General features: G+C 33.8%; 15 protein-coding genes. 2 read left to right on the forward strand and 13 right to left on the reverse strand.

The genetic code is table 11. The annotated features are described in order from the left end of the window. Window positions 1-5: 5 nt before the first annotated feature. Both ACFQ0R_RS00440 and ACFQ0R_RS00445 read right to left on the reverse strand, forming a co-directional pair. Window positions 6-2,144 carry a M3 family metallopeptidase gene (locus ACFQ0R_RS00440; RefSeq protein WP_379656397.1) on the reverse strand — a complete coding sequence of 713 codons (2,139 nt, stop codon included), beginning with the start codon at window positions 2,142-2,144 and terminating at the stop codon, window positions 6-8. 10 nt (window positions 2,145-2,154) lie between these two features. Next, window positions 2,155-2,844 (reverse strand): cell division ATP-binding protein FtsE, encoded by a 690-nt coding sequence (locus ACFQ0R_RS00445; RefSeq protein WP_379656398.1) that lies wholly within the window; start codon window positions 2,842-2,844, stop codon window positions 2,155-2,157. A gap of 154 nt (window positions 2,845-2,998) precedes the next feature. On the opposite strand from ACFQ0R_RS00445, the gene ACFQ0R_RS00450 reads away from it, so the two are divergent. Then, on the forward strand, window positions 2,999-6,010 hold the full coding sequence (locus ACFQ0R_RS00450) for a tetratricopeptide repeat protein (RefSeq protein ID WP_379656399.1): 3,012 nt from the start codon (window positions 2,999-3,001) through the stop codon (window positions 6,008-6,010). A gap of 75 nt (window positions 6,011-6,085) precedes the next feature. Here ACFQ0R_RS00450 and ACFQ0R_RS00455 read toward each other — a convergent pair whose 3' ends face one another. The 9 genes from ACFQ0R_RS00455 to tamL form a co-directional block, all read right to left on the reverse strand. Then, a complete protein-coding gene (locus ACFQ0R_RS00455; RefSeq protein ID WP_379656400.1) occupies window positions 6,086-6,949 on the reverse strand; it encodes a sigma-70 family RNA polymerase sigma factor in 864 nt (287 codons plus the stop codon). 168 nt (window positions 6,950-7,117) lie between these two features. Continuing rightward, on the reverse strand, window positions 7,118-8,317 hold the full coding sequence (locus ACFQ0R_RS00460; protein WP_379656401.1) for a glutamate-5-semialdehyde dehydrogenase: 1,200 nt from the start codon (window positions 8,315-8,317) through the stop codon (window positions 7,118-7,120). Window positions 8,318-8,328: 11 nt separating this feature from the next. Beyond that, window positions 8,329-9,099, reverse strand: a complete 771-nt coding sequence (gene proB, locus ACFQ0R_RS00465) for a glutamate 5-kinase (RefSeq protein ID WP_379656402.1) — start codon at window positions 9,097-9,099, stop codon at window positions 8,329-8,331. Window positions 9,100-9,115: 16 nt separating this feature from the next. Next, the gene (gene proC, locus ACFQ0R_RS00470; RefSeq protein WP_379656403.1) at window positions 9,116-9,919 is read right to left on the reverse strand and encodes a pyrroline-5-carboxylate reductase; all 804 of its coding nucleotides are present in this window, start codon (window positions 9,917-9,919) and stop codon (window positions 9,116-9,118) included. A 251-nt stretch (window positions 9,920-10,170) separates the two neighbouring features. Then, on the reverse strand, window positions 10,171-12,327 hold the full coding sequence (locus ACFQ0R_RS00475) for a polyribonucleotide nucleotidyltransferase (protein WP_379656404.1): 2,157 nt from the start codon (window positions 12,325-12,327) through the stop codon (window positions 10,171-10,173). A gap of 139 nt (window positions 12,328-12,466) precedes the next feature. Beyond that, complete coding sequence (gene rpsO, locus ACFQ0R_RS00480; protein ID WP_224454035.1) at window positions 12,467-12,736, reverse strand: 30S ribosomal protein S15; 270 nt, start codon at window positions 12,734-12,736, stop codon at window positions 12,467-12,469. Between the two features lie 99 nt (window positions 12,737-12,835). After that, on the reverse strand, window positions 12,836-13,696 hold the full coding sequence (gene accD, locus ACFQ0R_RS00485; protein ID WP_379656405.1) for an acetyl-CoA carboxylase, carboxyltransferase subunit beta: 861 nt from the start codon (window positions 13,694-13,696) through the stop codon (window positions 12,836-12,838). Window positions 13,697-13,712: 16 nt separating this feature from the next. Then, entirely contained in the window at window positions 13,713-14,780 is a 1,068-nt protein-coding gene (gene fbaA, locus ACFQ0R_RS00490) for a class II fructose-bisphosphate aldolase (protein ID WP_379656406.1), read from the reverse strand. Between the two features lie 53 nt (window positions 14,781-14,833). Further along, entirely contained in the window at window positions 14,834-17,389 is a 2,556-nt protein-coding gene (gene tamL, locus ACFQ0R_RS00495; protein ID WP_379656407.1) for a translocation and assembly module lipoprotein TamL, read from the reverse strand. Window positions 17,390-17,421: 32 nt separating this feature from the next. On the opposite strand from tamL, the gene ACFQ0R_RS00500 reads away from it, so the two are divergent. Further along, window positions 17,422-18,150 (forward strand): TrmH family RNA methyltransferase, encoded by a 729-nt coding sequence (locus tag ACFQ0R_RS00500; protein ID WP_379656408.1) that lies wholly within the window; start codon window positions 17,422-17,424, stop codon window positions 18,148-18,150. A gap of 1 nt (window position 18,151) precedes the next feature. On the opposite strand, the gene porT is transcribed toward ACFQ0R_RS00500, so the two are convergent. Both porT and ubiE read right to left on the reverse strand, forming a co-directional pair. Further along, entirely contained in the window at window positions 18,152-18,856 is a 705-nt protein-coding gene (gene porT, locus ACFQ0R_RS00505; RefSeq protein WP_379656409.1) for a type IX secretion/gliding motility protein PorT/SprT, read from the reverse strand. A 2-nt stretch (window positions 18,857-18,858) separates the two neighbouring features. Then, a complete protein-coding gene (gene ubiE, locus ACFQ0R_RS00510; RefSeq protein ID WP_379656410.1) occupies window positions 18,859-19,590 on the reverse strand; it encodes a bifunctional demethylmenaquinone methyltransferase/2-methoxy-6-polyprenyl-1,4-benzoquinol methylase UbiE in 732 nt (243 codons plus the stop codon). Window positions 19,591-19,601 lie beyond the last annotated feature (11 nt).

Below are 19,601 nucleotides of genomic sequence, written 5' to 3' on the forward strand. Positions count from 1 at the left end.
ATGCTTTAGTTTTCTTTTGGAACAGGAAAACCTCTATCTCTCATCAACGCATCAATTTCTGCATCTTTACCTCTAAATAATCTGTAAGCCTCAGCAGGATCAATTGCATTTCTTGGAGCAAAAAGGAATTCAACCAATTTGTTGGATAAGGTTTCATCATAAAATCCGCCTTCAGCTTCCGCGAAGGCTTCAGCTGCATCAGAAGTTAGTACATCTGCCCATAGGTAACCATAATAACCTGTGGCATAACCTTCACCTGAAAAGACATGTCCAAAGTGTGGAGAGCGATGACGCATCACCAATTCTTTTGGCATTCCTAAGTCGTCCAAAGTTTCCTTTTCAAAAGTTTTAGGATCTATTTCACTCGGATCTGTTGTATGATACTTCATGTCCATAATAGCTGAAGCTAAAAACTCAGTAGTGGCAAATCCCTGATTGAATTTTGAAGCTTTCTTTATTTTTGCTATAAGCTCTTTCGGCATCGGTTCGCCTGTTTCATGATGCTTTAGATAACTGTTGATCACTTCATCTGTATAAATCCATCTTTCTAGCAACTGAGATTGAAATTCAGTATAATCTCTTACACCACCATTCAATGTTGGATACTTTACATCTGCACTCAAGAAGTGTAAGGCATGACCGAACTCATGAAAGAAGGTTTCAGCATCATCCCAAGAAACCAAAACGGGTTCACCTTCTCCAGCTTTTACAAAATTTGAATTATTTGACGCCAGAACATTGGTTTCACCATCGAAACTAGTGTAAGAACGGTAAGTAGTTGCCCAAGCTCCGGATCGTTTTCCCTTTCTTGCATATGGATCTAGATAAAACAAGCCTACGTGACTACCGTCTGTAGATTTGGTAACTTCAAATACTTTCACGTTCTCATGAAATACAGGAACACTTCCATCTGTAATTTCAGAAAATTCAAAATCAAAAAGTCTTCCGGCCACATAGAAAATGGCATCTGTAAGATTGTCTAAAACCAGGTAATTCTTGACTTCTTCCGAGTCAAGGTCATATTTTTCTTGTCTTACTTTTTCTGCGTAATAGCGGTAATCCCAGGCTTCTATTTCAATTTCAGCATTTTCGTCGTTGGCTACTTCTTGCATATCCTCAACTTCTTCCTCAACTCTTGCTATTGCAGGAGGCCACACAGCCATCAATAAATTCATGGCATTCTCAGGATTTTTTGCCATTCTATCCTGAAGTCTCCATTGTGCATAATTATCATATCCTAATAACTTTACGCGCTCATCTCTAAGCTTCAATATTTTCTTTATCAACTCATTATTATCGTACTCATCTTCGTTATCACCTCTGGAGTAATAGTTTCTCCAAACTTTCTCACGCAACTCTCTTTCATCGGAATAAGTAAGAAAAGGATCCATAGAAGATCTCGTATTTACAATAGCATATTGGCCTGGTTTTTCTTGCCTTTCGGCTTCTTTTTTTGCAGATTTAATAAAAGAATCAGACAAGCCACTTAGTTGGTCTTCATTTAGAAAAGTGACATAGTTTTCCTCGTCGTGAAGTATATTGTTTGAGAAATCTGTATAATATTTAGATAATTCTTTATTGATTTCAGCATAACGGGCTTTGTCTTCATCATTTAAATTTGCCCCATTCATTTCAAAAGACTTATAAACTAACTCAACAACCCGTTGCTCTTGAGGTTTTAAGTTTTCTTCTAAACTATTATCGTGAACTGTTTTTATTCTTTCGAATAACTTCTCGTTTTGGCGAATTTTAGACTGGTAATCTGATAATTTTGGAGATAATTTTTGTTGAATTTCTCTGAATTTATCAGAAGATAAGTTACTACTCCAGATTCCATAGTATGTATAAACTCTGTCCACTAGTTTTCCAGCTCTTTCCATAGCTTCTATGGTATTTTCAAACGTAGCGGGTTCTGTAGAATTTGCAATATCCTGGATTTCTGAAAGATGTTTTTCTATAGCATAATCCATCGCTGGCTCCAGATCTTCAAGATTCATGGATTCAAAATTTGGAACTCCTTGATAAGGACCATCCCATTCTTTAAGAAGTGAATTTTCTTTCATTGAGTTTTCTTTAGATTTTTGTTTGCATGCTATACTTAATGTAAGCAAGCTCAATACGATTAGCTTCGAATAAATTTTCATAAATTATAGTTTATTGCTGTTGTTGTTTTTGGACGACTTCAAATAGGCGTTGACCATCACATTTTAAAGTTTTTGATGGAAACTTTAATAATAAGGCATAATCATGAGTTGCCATTAAAATTGTATTTCCGTTGGCATTAATTTCTTGAAGAACCTGCATGACTTCTACAGAAGTTTGAGGATCTAGGTTTCCAGTCGGTTCATCTGCAAGAATAAGTTCTGGATCGTTTAGCAAAGCTCTAGCGATAGCTACTCGCTGTTGTTCTCCGCCAGAAAGCTGATAAGGAAATTTAAAACTTTTAGTTTTCATACCTACTTTATCAAGAACTTCATCAATTTTTTGTTGCATCTTGGATTTGTCTTTCCAGCCAGTTGCTTTCAGAACAAAAAATAAGTTTTCATTTATATTTCTATCATTTAGTAGTTTAAAATCTTGAAAAACCACTCCAAGTTTTCGCCTTAAAAATGGGATTTGCTTGTCTTTAAGGTTTTTCAATTCGAACCCGACAATTTGTCCAAAGCCACTCTGTAAGGGTAAATCCGCATAAAGTGTTTTCATAAAACTACTTTTACCAGTTCCTGTTTTACCGATGAGGTAAACAAACTCTCCTTTTTTTATTTCGATATTAACATCGGATAAGATAAGAGTTTCTCTCTGAAATATGCTGGCATTACTAAGTTCAAGAATGGTTTCTGACATGTGAATTAATAGAAAAAAATTGTAGGCTATAAATATAGGATTATTTAGTTGAGCAATAAAAATCAATCTAAGATTTAGTTATAATTAAAAATAACCTTCAACGTTATATGTGTATATATTTTATCTTTGATTGATACTTAAAAAACGATTTACAATGCCTAAAATTTTCTTTGCATTTATTTTTATAGCTTTTACATCAGCTCAAGCACAGCAATCACAGAAATACGCGGATGCGCTTGGTAAATACCAGGAGGCAATTCAGTTCTACGATCAAAATCAATTTGAGATTGCTAGTAAAACTTTCCGTGAAATTTATTCTGAAATAGAAAGCGATCAGCTTAAAGCAAATATTGATTACTACATAGCTAAATGTGCTATCGAATTGGGGAAACCTAAAGCTGATGAGTTGATGGAAAGATTCATCGCCAATAATCCCACAAGCTTAAAAACAAACAAAGCATACTTGGAAGTTGGTAATTATTATTTTCAGAATAAAGATTTTAATAAGGCAAATGAATGGCTAAGTCAAGTAAATACGAGCTCACTTTCAAGAGATGAGCTTAAGACTTATCAGTTTAATTACGGGTATACAAATTTCAGAACCAAAAATTATAGAAAGGCTCAGCAATTATTTGATAATGTGAGAAACGATAAAGAGTACGGCGCTCAAGCCAAATACTATATTGCTTTTATCGCTTATGAAGAAAATGAGTATGAATCAGCTTCAGAACTATTTGATGAGGCCAGGAGTGAAGGGGTAAGAGGTAATAATATTTCTTATTTCCAAAGTGATATGAACTTTAAACTTGGGAATTTTGAAAAAGCTATTGACTTAGGCCTGGAACAATTGCCTAAATCTAATGTTAGAGAACGCTCACAACTTAATAAAATTATAGGTGAAAGTTATTTCAACCTGAAGCAGTATACCAAGGCAATTCAATACTTGAAAGAATATAGAGGGGATAGAGGGAAATGGAATAATACAGATTACTATCAGCTTGGCTATGCTTATTATGAAACCGGAGATTACGAATCTGCTATTGATGAATTTTCTAAAATTTTAGATGGGCAGGATGTTGTTGCTCAGAATGCTTATTATCACTTAGCCAAGGCATATTTAAAAACCGATAAGAAAACTCAAGCTCTTAATGCCTTCAAGAATGTCACTGAAATGAACTTTAATGATAGTTTAAAAAAAGATGCTTATTTAAACTATGCCAAGTTAAGTTACGAAATAGGAAATCCTTATAGATCTGTACCAGAAGTACTTCAGTCTTATATGGAAACATATCCTAGTTCTGAGGATGTAGATGCAGTCGGAGATCTTTTAATTGATTCCTACCTTACCTCTAAAAATTATGAAAAAGCTATCTCAATGTTAGAAGATAGCAAGGATTACAGCAATAAAGTCGCTTATCAAAGAGTAGCATATCATTATGGGATTGAACTTTTCAAGGACAATCAACTTCGAGAAGCAAAAGAGTACTTCAATAAATCTTTATCCGAACGCTTGGATTCTGAATATACAGCTAAAGCAACCTATTGGAAAGCTGAAGTCGATTATTCTCTTGGTAATTATGATGAAGCTCTTGTAGGTTACAAAGAATTTAAAGGGATGTCAAAAGCTGAACAGCTTCCAGAATATTATTCAATAGATTACAACATAGCATATTCTTATTTTAAAACAAAAAATTATAGATCATCTATCTCATTCTTTGAAGATTTTATTGAAGTGGAAAGACCATCACAAAGACTACATGATGCTCATGTAAGGTTAGGCGATGCTCACTTTGCACTTGGAGAATACTGGCCTGCAATGGAATCCTACAATAGTGCAATTGCAATGACAGAATACAAAAGCGATTATGCTTTTTTTCAAAAAGCGTATAGCTATGGATTTGTTGATAGAAATGAACAAAAAATTCAGAATTTGAATGCTTTTGTTGAAAAATACCCTAGCTCTATTTATGTAGATGATGCCTTATTCGAACTTGGAAATACTTATGTCGCCGAGCAGAAAGATGAACAGGCTATTAAGGTTTACCAAAGAATTTTATCTAATTATTCAAAAAGTTTGTATTATCCTCAGGCTCTTTCTAAACAAGCTCTGATTTACTATAATCAAGAAAGTTACAACGAAGCATTATCTAAATTCAAGCAATTAGTTAGAGAATTCCCGAATTCTCAGGAAGCTTTACAGGCCGTACAAACCGTACGTTTGATATATATAGATATTGGAGAGATAGACCAATATGCAAGTTGGGTGAATACTCTAGATTTTGTTGAAGTAGCAGATTCTGATATTGAAGAAGCCACTTATGAATCAGCCGAAAATAAATTTCTAGATAATAACACTCAAAAGGCAATTTCTGGATTCAAAACTTATTTAAAAGAGTTCCCTAATGGAAAAAATAGTTTAAAGTCAAACTTCTACTTAGCTCAATTACTTTATAATGAAGGAGATCTACAAGAGTCACTTCCATATTATAAAGCTGTAGTAAATAGTCGTTCTAGTGAATTCACTGAAGAATCATTAAGAAGGTTGTCGCAAATCTATTTATCAAATGAGAATTATGATGAAGCTATCCAAAACTTGTCAAGACTCGAAACCGAAGCTAGTTTTTCTCAAAACATACTTTTTGCCCAGTCCAATTTGATGAAAGCATATTATGAAACTGAAAATTATGATAAGGCTCTCATCTATGCTGAACTGATTTTGTCTAAAGATGTAAAGGATGAAGAAGTATTAAGTGATGCCAAGATATTTATTGCTAGATCTTCATTGAAAGTTGGTGATGAAAAGCGAGCAGAATCCGCATACGAGGATGTTTTAGATATGGCTACAGGTAAACTTAAAGCCGAAGCTTTATACTACGATGCTTATTTTAAAAACAAATCAGGTGATTATGAAGCATCCACAGCTGTAGTCCAGGATCTTACAAAAAATTATTCTAGATATAGAGAATTTGGAGTAAAAGGATTGTTATTGATGGCGAAAAACTTCAATGCTTTAGGAGATAATTATAATGCTACTTATATTCTTGAAAATATAATAAAGAATTTCGATTCTTTCCCTGAAGCAATTTCAGAAGCTGAGGAATTGCTTAAAAGTATAAAAACAGAAGCTGCAGAGACCAATTCTTCTGTTGAAGTAAATCAAAATTAATAAGAGTATATAACCATAAAAAAAGCCCTCAACGAGGGCTTTTTTTGTATAAGTTATTATTTAAAATCAAAAAAATTATCCTAAGTAAGTTTTGAGGATTGTACTTCTCGATGTATGTTTTAACCTTCTAACACCTTTTTCTTTGATCTGTCTAACACGTTCTCTGGTAAGTCCAAACGTTTCTCCAATTTCCTCAAGAGTCATAGGTTGTTGGTTTCCTAAACCGAAATAGAGTCTTATTACATCAGCTTCTCGAGTTGTCAAAGTTTCTAAAGCTCTTTCAATTTCTGTTTGGAGTGACTCATGCAATAAATCATTTTCTGGATTTGGAGATTCACCAAATTTCAAAACATCATATAAATTGGAGTCTTCACCTTCAATAAGTGGAGCATCCATAGATAGGTGACGACCAGAATTTTTTAATGATTCTTTTACATCATTAACCGTCATTTCCAATTCTTTTGCAATTTCATCTGGACTAGGAGGCCTTTGATGACGTTGTTCCAAAATAGCAAACGTCTTATTAATTTTATTGATCGATCCAATTTTGTTCAGCGGTAATCTCACTACACGAGATTGTTCAGCTAAAGCAGAAAGTATAGATTGTCTAATCCACCAAACAGCATAAGAAATAAATTTGAAACCTCTAGTTTCATCAAAACGTTTAGCTGCCTTTATCAATCCTAAGTTTCCTTCATTAATAAGATCTGGTAGGGTGAGCCCTTGATTTTGGTATTGTTTAGATACCGATACCACAAACCTTAAGTTTGCTTTTGTCAATTTTTCTAGAGCAAGATCGTCCCCAGCTTTGATTCTTTGAGCTAATTCTACCTCTTCTTCAGCTGTAATTAAATCTACTTTTCCAATTTCTTGGAGATACTTGTCTAGGGATGCAGTTTCTCTGTTGGTAACCTGCTTGGTAATTTTAAGTTGTCTCATTTAGATATGTCCTCGATTATCATTTATCTACATATCATTTTACGACTTAAAGAGAAGAAATGTTACAAGCGACTAATAAATATTTTGAATCAAATTCAAATTGAAATGAAAAGAGTCTGCTTATCATTGATAAGCAGACTCTTAGAATTGAAAAATAATTTATAAAAATTATTCTCTTATATGCCCATCACCCCAAACATAATATTTGTTGGTGACCAATTGTTTGAGACCTAAAGGACCTCTGTGGTGAAGTTTATCTGTAGAGATAGCAAGTTCTGCGCCAACTCCCATTTGTCCACCATCAGTAAAACGAGTGGAAGCATTCTGATAAACTGCAGCACAATCTATTTGTTGCATGAAATTCATCGCTTTATCGTTATCCTTAGTAATAATAACAGATGAGTGCCCACCTGAATATTTGTTTATTTTTTCGACTGCTTCATCAAAAGAATCAACAGAGCTTAAAACAATTTTTAAAGCTAAAAATTCTTCTTTCCAAGTATCTTCTGTCGGAAGAGTAGGGTAGTCTATAACATCTTTAACTTTATTATCAACTAGAATTTCAACATCGTATTCCTTGTCTAGAATTTCAGCTAATTCTTTCACTTTAGAATTAAAATCTGGAAGATGAGAATCAATTAGAACTTTGTCTAATGCATTACAACCAGAAATTTTATCAGTTTTAGCATTAATGATTACTTTTTTGGCAACATCCCAATCAGCATCAGGAGCAACATATAGGAAATTGTTACCACGACCGCTTATCAAAACAGCACAGGTTGCTGTTTTCTTGACAAAATCTATCAGTTTTTCACCACCTCTAGGGACAATCAAGTCCATTTTTTCAGGAGGATTACTTAAGAATTCTCTTGTTTCCTCTCTATTGAGGTGAAGCAGTTTAATCCAGTCTTTAGATAATCCATTTTCTTCTAAAGCTTGATGCCAGCATTCTTCAAGAATAATATTACTATGATTAGCTTCTTTACCACCTTTAAGGAATATTTTGTTATTTGCTTTAAAAGCAAGTACAGCAGCTTCGATAGTGACATCTGGTCTGGATTCGTAAATAATCATTATAGTTCCGAAAGGATCCGTTTTATTTACAATTTTTAAGCCGGTGTCTAGAGTTCTTTCAGAAATCGTATTTCCTACAGGATCTTCTTGTTCTTTTACTTCTTTGATAGCTTGAATCATGCTATCAACTTTCTTTTGATCAACAACAAGCCTGTCGTAAAGAGCTTGATCATTTCTATTGAAAGACTCTAGGTCTTTTTTATTTTCTTCAATTATTTCATTTCTTCTTTTATCTATAATAGTCATCATAGATTGAAGAACATTATTTTTGGTTTTAGTATCTAATAATTTCATATTCTTTTTTTTTAAACAGTAAATTTAGTACCAACTTCTTTGCCTTCAAGTATATCAATTATGACATTTTCGTCTTTACCATTAGCAATATAAGTAGGTATGTTTTTACTTGCTGTCATTTTTGCAATTTTGAGTTTAGACTCCATGCCGCCACGGCCTTCGCCTTCTCCTTTTTCGTTTTCTTGAACGTATTTTTCTACATCGTCGTGTACACGAACATGTCTTAATAAATCTGAATCTTCATGGTCTGGATGACCAGTATATAAACCTTCAATATCTGTGAGCATAATTAACATATCCGCTCCAACCAATTCTGAAACTAAACTTGCTAGTTCATCATTATCAGAAAACATTGACATAGATAATGATACTGCATCATCTTCATTTGCTATAGGAATAATACCTTCTGTTAATAAACCTTCATAGCAATTGATCATGTTTTCTCGATATTTACCAGGGGCAAAATCTCTTTTTGTTGCCAAAATTTGTCCACATCGCATACCGAAGTCATGAAACATTGTGTAATAATGTCTCATCATTCTTGGTTGTCCAACAGATGAATATACTTGGCGTCGAGTTGTTTTGTCTTCAGAAGAACAAGAGCCAAGAACTTCTTTACCAGCAATAGCTGAACCTGAAGATACGAGAATTGTTATGATATCTCTTTCATAAAGATAAGCGATTTGTCTGACCAAATTTTTAAGTATCGGTCCAACAATTCTATTATTTGTGTTGGTCATTACATTTGTTCCAACTTTAACTACAATACGTTTTTTATGCATTTTATCAGAGTTTAAGTTATTCATCACCAAGTTCTACTGCTCTATTAAATGCTGCATAAGCGGCATCCTGAATAAGCTGTTTTACATTGTTATCATCCATTGAATCTAGAGCTGCTCTAGTAGTACCTCCTTTAGAAGCTACTCTATCCATCCACTTTTCTGGAGATAAATCAGACTCATTAAATAAGTGAACAGCCCCTTCGAATGTGTTACTTACAAGCACTTTGGAATCGTTATCTGAGAATCCCATTTTTTTAGCTGCTTCCAACATTGAAGCCATGAAATAGAAAATGTAAGCTGGACCACTACCAGAAATACCAGTAGATTTATTAATGAAATCTTCATCTTTCACGCGTATAGATTGTCCAGTCGTATCTAAAAGATTTCTTATCATGAGAAGCTCTACTCTTGAGACTTCTTTAGATTCAGTATAAGATGTAACACCTTTTCCAACTTTTGCCGGAAGATTAGGCATAGTTCTCACAACTTTTTTCGCATTCAAACCATTTTGAATATTTTCAATAGTGACACCAGCCATCAATGAAACAAATATTTGTTGATCATTAATCATCGGTTTCATTTTCTCAAACAATTCTTCACTATGGTAAGGTTTTACTGCTATAAATACGACGTCTGCACCTGGTAAACAATCTTGTAGATTGTCGAAAGTGTCGTAATATGTTACTTCACTTAGTTTATTTAATAGATCTTTTGATATGTCATATATCATCAAATTTTTTCTGTTAAGTAATGGGGATTTAGCCATTCCTTCTGAGTAGGTTAACCCCATATTACCTGCTCCGATAACTAATACTTTCATTTTAATTTTTTAAAGATTTATAAAAAATAATTATAACGTAAAGTGCAATCATCATGCACAATTACTAATTTACTGATATTATCTTTTCATTTTGTATTATTAAACATGTTTTAAGAGAAAATATGTTTTAATGATACTAAGAATAAACAAAACCTATGGTTTATTGATGAAAATTTGTCAGTTGCGCTAGTTTGTCAGTAAAAAAAAACGGTTTAGAATTTTCTAAACCGTTTTTAAATAATAAAAATTGATTAAGACTTATTGTCTTCATCTTCTTTTTTTGGACTTCTTTCAGGTTTTGAAAGAAGTGCTTTTCTGGATACTTTAGGTTTTTTGGTTCTAGGATCTACTCCAAAATATTTCACATCCATTACATCACCAAGTTTTACAACATCAGCAACATTTTCGGTGCGTTCCCAGGCAAGTTCAGATATGTGAAGTAAAACTTCATTTCCTGGGGCATCGTTATATTCTACTACTGCTCCAAAGTCTAAAACTTTTACTACAGTAACTTCATAAACACTTCCTTTTTCTGGTTTGAAAGTAACTGAATCAATTTTGGCAAGAACTTTATCTATACCTTCTTGATTTGTTCCAAGGATTTCAACAATCCCTTCTTCTGTCACAGGATCTTCGTTGATAACGATTTCTGTTCCAGTAGATTTTTGTAATTCTTGTATTACCTTACCACCTGGTCCAATTAACGCGCCAATAAATTCATTCGGTATTCTTCTAGTAATGATTTTTGGAGCATGAGCTTTTACATTCTTATTTGGTTCTGAAATCGTATCAGTCAATTTCTCCAAAATATGTAATCTTCCAGCTTTAGCTTGTTTCAAAGCTTTTACTAGAATTTCATAAGGTAAACCTTTGACTTTAATATCCATTTGGCAAGCAGTAATTCCATCTGCAGTACCTGTGACTTTAAAGTCCATGTCGCCAAGGTGATCTTCATCACCTAGAATATCTGAAAGTACAGCATGACGATCTCCATCAGAAATCAATCCCATAGCAATACCGGATACAGGTTTTGTCATATCTATACCAGCATCCATCATCGCCATAGTGCCAGCACAAACCGTTGCCATAGAAGAAGAACCATTAGATTCCAAAACTTCAGAAACCACTCTTATTGTATAAGGATTACTTTCCGGGATCATTCCTTTAAGAGCACGTTGAGCAAGGTTACCATGACCAATTTCTCTTCTTGAAGTTCCTCTTATCGGGTAAGCCTCTCCAGTACAAAAAGGAGGGAAGTTGTAATGTAGATAGAATGTCTCTTCTCCTTGATGAGTAGGCATATCTATTGTATTGGCTTCTCTTGACGTACCAAGTGTTACAGTAGCAAGCGCTTGAGTTTCACCTCTTGTAAATATTGCAGAACCATGAACAGAAGGTAAATAATCAGTTTCACACCAAATTGGTCTGATTTCATCAGTTTTTCTTCCGTCCAATCGTATGCCTTCAGCAAGTGTAAGTTCTCTTACAGCTTCCTTTTCTACTTTGCTGAAGTATTTCTTGATTAGCTTCTCGTTTTCTTCCAATTCTTCTTCAGAAAATAATGCTAATACTTCTTCTTTAACGGCAGAAAATGCTTCTCCACGATCTCTTTTACTATGTCCGCCTTTAGCGATATCATATATTTTTTGGTAAGCAGCTTCGTGAACTTTTTTCTCGATAGCTTCATCCTCTTTCGCAGGATTATATTCTCTTACGGGTTTTTTACCAAAAGCTTCAGCTAATTTTATTTGAGCTTCAACTTGTTTTTTGATGTGTCCATGAGCAAATTGAATTGCTTCTGCCATTTCTTCTTCTGAAATTTCATCCATTTCACCTTCTACCATCATCACAGAATCTGCAGAGGCACCGATTATCATATCGATGTTTGATTCTTCCAATTGACTGCGGCTTGGGTTGATGATAAATTCTCCATTTACTTTACCAACTCTTGCTTCAGAGATAGCACATTCAAAAGGTATATCAGATAACTGAATCGCTGCTGAAGCAGCAAGTCCAGCTAATGCGTCTGGCATAACTTCTTCATCATGAGACATTAACTGAATCATGACCTGAGTTTCAGTTCTGTAATCTGAAGGGAAAAGCGGTCTTAATACACGGTCAACTATTCTCATTGTAAGAACTTCACCATCGCTAGGTCTTGCTTCTCTTTTAAAGAAACCGCCTGGGTAACGACCTGCAGCTGCAAATTTTTCTCTATAATCAACGGTTAATGGAAAGAAATCCAAAGTACTTTCTTTGTATGAAGATACTACAGTACACAATAACATAGCGTTGCCCATTTGAACAACTACAGAGCCGTGAGCTTGTTTTGCTAATTTTCCCGTCTCGAGCTTGATTTCTCTACCATCTCCGAGATCGATGATTTCACTAAATGTTTTTGGAATCATAAATAATGATTTAAAGGTTATACGTTTTTTCTTTAATATGTGTTGTTGCGTTGTAGTTTAGAAAAAAATGTAAAACCATTTGAAGTCGTTCCAAGGAACGCTTTTAAACTAAAAAAAGGGGCGAATTTGCCCCTTTGATTTATTTTCTTAATCCTAATTCTTTTACAATTGCTCTGTATCTCATAATGTCTTTTTTCATGAGATAGTCAAGAAGATTTCTTCTTTTACCAACCAATTTTACCAAAGATCTTTCAGAATTATAATCTTTTCTATTCGTTTTAAGGTGTTGAGAAATGTGCTCTATTCTCTGCGTCATCAATGCAATTTGACCTTCTGCAGAACCTGAGTCTTTCTCGTTCTTACCGTGTTTAGCAAATAATTTGCCTTTTTCTTCTAATGTTAAGTACATGCCAATATTATTTCAATAATTTTTATGCTAGAATAGGTTTTCTATTCAATCCTGCAAAAGTAATCTTTTAAATTTAATTGCAAAGTAAATCTTCCAAATTTATGCTCTTACAGGCTGATTCATAATAAGATCAATGTATAGATTAATCTTATTTTTTAGTTCCTTTCTGTGAGAAATGAAATCCAAAAAACCGTGTTCTTTTAAAAATTCTGAAGATTGAAAACCTTCTGGTAAATCCTTACCAGTTGTATCTTTTACAACTCTGGGTCCTGCAAAGCCAATAAGTGCACCTGGTTCAGAAATATTTATATCTCCTAGCATGGCAAAAGAAGCTGTTGTACCACCCGTTGTAGGATCTGTACATAAAGAGATATAAGGCAATTTTGCATTTGCAAGTTGAGTAAGCTTGATAGATGTTTTTGCTAATTGCATAAGTGATAATGCTGCTTCCATCATTCTAGCTCCGCCAGATTTTGAAATAATTATGAGTGGACAATTATTCTTAATAGCATGATCTACAGCTCTCGCTATTTTTTCACCTACAACAGATCCCATTGATCCACCAATAAACTTGAAATCCATAGCTGCAATTACAACTTTTTTCCCTTTAGACTTTCCAATACCTGTTCTGATAGCATCATTAAGACCAGTTTTCTCTTCAACCTCTTTTAATCTGTCCTTATATTTTTTGGTGTCCTCAAACTTTAAAGGGTCCTTAGATTTCAATTTAGTATCTAATTCTTCAAATTTCCCGTTATCGAAAAGAATATCGAAATACTCTGTACTGCCTATCCTTACATGATAGTCATCTTCAGGACTTACAAAAAAGTTCTTCGCAAGTTGTTCTGCATCGATTATTTTTCCAGTTGGAGATTTATACCACAAGCCTTTAGGAACATCTTTTTTGTCCTCAGTTGCTGTTTGAATTCCTTTTTTCTTTCTCTTAAACCAAGCTGCCATAGTCTATTGGGCTAAATTATAATGTGTTGATATTATTTAAATCTTTGAAAGCTTTTTCTAATCTAGTTATGAATGTTAATTCACCTTCTCTTAACCACTTTCTAGGGTCGTAATATTTTTTATTTGGAACATCATCACCTTCAGGGTTACCTATTTGAGTAGATACATAATCCGCATTAGTTTTCATGTAATCTCTTATGCCTTCTGCGAAAGCATATTGTAAATCCGTGTCGATATTCATTTTGATGACGCCGTAGCCAATAGCTTCCTTTATTTCTTCAACTGTTGATCCACTTCCTCCGTGGAAGACAAAGTCAATATGATTTTCTTCTACCTTGTAATTTTTGGTAACATATTCCTGAGAATTTTTAAGAATTTTTGGAGTAAGTTTTACGTTACCTGGTTTGTAAACACCATGAACATTTCCAAAAGCAGCTGCTATTGTAAATTGATCTGAAACTTTACTTAATTCTTCATAAGCATAGGCAACTTCTTCTGGTTGAGTATATAACTTTGAAGAATCTATATCTGTATTGTCAACTCCATCTTCCTCGCCACCAGTAACACCTAGTTCTATTTCTAATGTCATCCCCATCTTTTTCATGCGTTCTAGATAGGTTTTACATATTTCTATATTCTCTTCAATTGGTTCTTCTGAAAGGTCAATCATATGAGAACTGTATAATGGTTTACCGTGAACTTTAAAGAATTTCTCTCCTTCGTCTAGTAATCCATCAATCCAGGGTAAAAGTTTTTTTGAACAATGATCTGTGTGGAGTATAACAGTAGCTCCGTAAGCCTCTGCTAAGTCATGAACATGTTTTGCACCAGTAGCGGCTCCTTTTATTGCTGCAAGTTGATCATCATTTGATAAGCCTTTTCCAGCATTGAACTGAGCACCTCCGTTTGAAAATTGGATAATAACGGGAGAATTTAACTTAGCTGCTGTTTCAAGAACTGCATTTATAGTATTAGAACCCACAACATTTACAGCCGGTAGGGCATAATTATTATCTTTAGCGTGTTGAAAGATTGCCTGAACTTCTTTTCCTGTAGCCACGCCTGGCTTTATATTATGACTCATAACTTTCAGTATTTTAATATTATTGAAATGTAAAATTAATAAATATAAATCTACTAGAATGGATAATTGATTCCGAAGTTGAAAACAACATTATTGAAATTGTAATCTTTAAACCATTTTGATCCCTCACTTCCAGGGTTATAAGTTTTAAATCCCAAATCCATTCTTATAACAAAGAACTCGATATCGTAGCGTAAACCAAAGCCAGACGCAATGGACAATTCGCTTAAATCTTTTAAGCCATCGAAGGTAGCTGCAGGATCCTCAACATTATCAAATACATTCCAAATATTACCCGCATCTATAAATAATGCGCTATTCAAACTTCCGAACAGATTAAACCTATACTCAGCATTAAAAGATAATTTGAAGTTAGCTTCATTAAAATCATTAACTGCATTTGTGCTTCCTGGGCCTAGATCATAAGGCCTCCATCCTCTGTTATCATTTGGGCCACCACCAAAAAAACTTCTTGGAAAAGGAATAGAATTAGCGTTTTTATAGGGAATCGCAATTCCTCCGTAAGCACGAGTTGCAATAACTTGTTGATTGCCTAAATCCCAATGTTTGATGAAATTAAGCTCTGTTTTAACATATTGAGAAAACTGAACACCAAAAAGTCTGTAATTTCCTGCTTGTGTTTCCTCAAGTTTTAATTGATCTGCAAACAAAGACAGTAAATTTCCTGCCCATTCTATTTTACCACGGAATTGGGAAAAATCTTCGTCGTAAATATCTCGTCTTGAACTATAATCGTACGTAAAATTTGAGGCTACAATAAGATTATTTTCAGTTAACCTTTCTCTTCGTTCAATAAGTGAATTTGCGACTTGTTGATCTTCATTATTCAAATTGATGTTCTGATCGCGGATGTCTCTAATAAATCCTTGCGTTCCTTCAGGTATTATTAAATCCAATTGGCCTTCAGAGTTTTCAAAAAGAAAATCAGGATTGACATCGTTTATGTTGTTTCTTGAAATCTGATTTAATTCTGAATATGAATTTCTAAATACATTGAAGAAGTTTTCAGCATTCAAATTATTTACAAACTGAATGTTCATTAAATCAAATTGATAAGATGTTCTGTCTTTTGGTTTCCAGCGGTAACCAAAAGTTGCATTTAGGTTTCTTCTATCCAATCCAATATTTTGCTGCGTGCTGAAACCAACGCTGGCAGATGTAAAGGGAGACATGGTATTCTTTATAAGTGAACGAGTAGGAAAAGGAAAAATGATTCTAGGGAAATTCAGCCTCAAATCTGCACCATATTCTAAAATATCTAGAAATTGATCTTCTGAATTACCAAGGTCTCTTGAGGAACCAAAATTTCCTCTTCCAGAAAGCTCAAGTGTTTCTGCTCCTCTAAAAATATTTCTCGACAATACGGAGGTATTAAAACCAACACCAAATTGCTGAATATTACTCTGACTTATATCAATGCTGAAATTTGTTGAAAACCTCTCTTTTGGGGTAAGTAAAACATTTGCAATTAATCCAACGCCTGTAGAATCTCTAGGGTCTTCTTGGTAAAGAATATTCGGGTACTTGAAAATGCGTGTTTCAGATATTCTATTGTTGGTTCTTGCTCTGTCGATATCTCTGTAAATGCTGTCTTTTTTGATAAAAATGAAATCAGATAATACCTTAGGGTTTAGTTTTAAATTACCAAATGAGTATATATTAGAATTTTTATACCTCACAGAGTCTTCAACTTTCGTTGTTGTTCCATCATAATCTGCAAATACATTTACTTCACTGATCCTGTGAACTTTAAAAGGAGTAGAGGCAACAGTATCAGCAACATCTACTAGTCGGTTTTGTATGTTGAGCTCTAGGTTTATTTTTTGATTGTTATTGAGTGTATCAGCATAAAAGGAAATGAATTCTTTTTCAAAATGATAGAGACCATTATTTCTGAAAAAGGTATTAATGAAATCTCTGTCATTATTAAACTCTTCTGTATTGTAGGGTTTTCCGATTTTTATCTTATTTCTATTTTTTATAAGCTGGTACAAAGAATCTGCGGCCGGAGATTCTATATTCTCAGAAATAGTATCTATAACATATAAACTTCCTGGTTCGATTTTGTACTGAATTTCGACAGTCTGTGCCAAAGAGTCTTTCTTAATTTCGTATTCAGCTTCCGCATTAAACCATCCATGATTCCAATACCATGACTCCAGCCTGCGTAAAGACGATTCTGTTTTATTCTCGTCGAATAGAGCAGGAGGTTCACCAGTATTCTTAATAGAGTTATTGATGCTTCCCCATGTCTTTTTTAGTTGGATAACCTGCCTTCTTGATAAAAGGGATACCAATCTATCTTCTCTTTTTTCTCTCTTTGAAACCCAATTGATAAAGCGCATTTCTGGATTGGTTTGGGCTAAATTATAGATTTGTAATTTCAGTGGAAAACCAAGAAGCTTTGTATTTGCTTGTTGGGAAAGCTGTCTGGCAATTTCATTATTACTCACCAAAGTATCAGCACTGGTGATGGTTTGTTTTGTGATTAAAAATTCATCATTCTTTAGTTTTCTGGTGATGTTACAAGAAAAAAATAAGAATAGTATTAAAAGAATTAATGGTAGTTTTGTGAGTCGGTAGTTCAAATGTATGATGTTTTCAAAAAATATAATTTCAAATGCTTAGCAAAAATCAAATTAAACTTATAAAAAGTTTGAACAAAAAAAAGCACCGTTTAGAGCACGGTCTCTTTGTTACTGAAGGCGTAAAAGTAATCAAAGAATTTTTAAAAAGTTCATTCAAGCTAAGAGCATTATATTCAATTGCAGATATATTTCATATTGAAGAAGGAGAAAGTCATATTATTTCTGAAAAAGATTTGGATAAGATCACAAACCTCAAAACCTCGCAAACCGCTTTAGCTGTTTTTGAAATCTCAAAACCTGTAACACCTTCAGATAATTCTCAGCTTACGCTTGCTCTTGATGGAATAAGGGATCCGGGAAATCTTGGAACTATCATAAGAATGTGTGATTGGTTTGGAATTGAACAATTGATCTGTTCACCAGATACTGTAGATTGTTTCAACCCTAAAGTGGTTCAGGCTACTATGGGTTCCCTTACAAGAGTAAATGTTATTTACGCAGATTTAAATCATTTTTTGTCAAATACTTCAGCTCACATTTATGGAGCTTTTATGGATGGTGAAAGTGTTTATGACTCAAAGTTAGTGACTGAAAATACAATTATAGTTTTAGGCAATGAAGCTAATGGGATAAGTTCTACAGTTCAATCACATATTGATAAAAAGGTATCAATACCAAGCTATGGGCAATCTAATGGGGCCGAGAGTCTTAATGTGGCAATGGCTGGTTCAATACTATTGAGTGAATTTAGAAGACGATAAGTTATTGAAAAGTAAAATTGATAAAAATCCCTCTGGTCTTTACAGACTCAATATTAGAAGTATATGGACTATTGGGGTCTTCATCTCTAACTAGTTCATTTCCCATTCCAAAAACACCTCTTAGGGAAGGAGTGAATTTAAAATATTCAAAATAAAAATCGACTCCAAATCCAACCTCATAATAATAATTTTGCGTTTTCATTCTAAATTGTCCCGCAGTGTTGTCTTGAGGGTTGTCTTCATTGCTAGATAAATTTGTAGAAATAGAAGCACCGCCTACCACAAAAGGTTTGAAATTATTGATACGCTTGGCCGAAAACTTTAAAAGCAAGGGTATGTGAATATAAGAGGAGTTAACGTCTCTTACACTGTTGCTTTCAGCTACATCTGGGAATGTAAGGGTTCTATTGGCAAAAACTACTCCTGGTTCTAATCTTAAATCCAGATATTCATTAATTCTCAAATTTCCAATCAGCCCCACATTAAAACTAGGATTTTTACCTACTTCTAGATCATTATTTGTCTGTTCATTGAAAGTGTTATTGTATTTAATTTGAAAATCGTAAGCATTAAATCCTAGGAAATAGCCCCAGGACCAGCGTTTCTTATCGATATTCTCTTTGTTTAGAACTTTCTCTTTGTCAAAAAGTTGAGCATGGGAAAGATTGAAGCCTAAAAAGAAAATAAATATAAAAAATAGCCTCATAATTATTTTTTAGATGCAGAGTAAATTGTAGAAACACCAAATGTTTGTGGGTGATTTTCTACATCTGTAAACCCAATTTTCTTTAAAATATTGTTGAATTTTTCTCCAAAAGGAAAAACTGAAGCACTTTCGCTTAAATATTGATATGCACTTTTATCTTTTGAAAACAGCTTTCCAATCGCAGGGAGAATATAATTAGAGTACAGTTTATATCCTTGTTTGAAAGGAAATTTGGTTGGGACTGAAGTCTCCAGCACTACAAAAATACCCCCAGGTGAAAGCACTCTATAAATTTCGGAAAGTCCTTTTTCTAAATCTTCAAAGTTCCTAACTCCAAAAGCTACAGTTATGGCATCAAAAGTATTATCAGAATAAGGTAAATTTTCTGAATCTGCTTGAACCATTTCTATGCGATCGTCTAAATTTTTAGCATTGATTTTATTTTTTCCAACCTGTAACATTCCAGCTGAAATATCTAAACCCACAATTTTTTTTGCATCAGAATCGGCCATGGCAATTGCAAGATCTCCTGTTCCTGTCGCAACATCAAGGATGTATTCAGGTTTAGTCTTCTTGACCATGTTAATGAGTTTTCTTCTCCATTTCTGGTCAATACCGAAAGAAATCACCCGATTAAGGCCATCATAATTTTCTGAAATATTATCGAACATCTGTTCAACTTGTTTCTTTTTCTCTAGTTCAGAATCCTTGTATGGCTTGACATTCTTGCTCATGTAATTTTTTT

It is taken from the genome of Psychroflexus salinarum (assembly GCF_042677225.1).
In the GTDB taxonomy this organism is placed as follows: domain Bacteria; phylum Bacteroidota; class Bacteroidia; order Flavobacteriales; family Flavobacteriaceae; genus Psychroflexus; species Psychroflexus salinarum.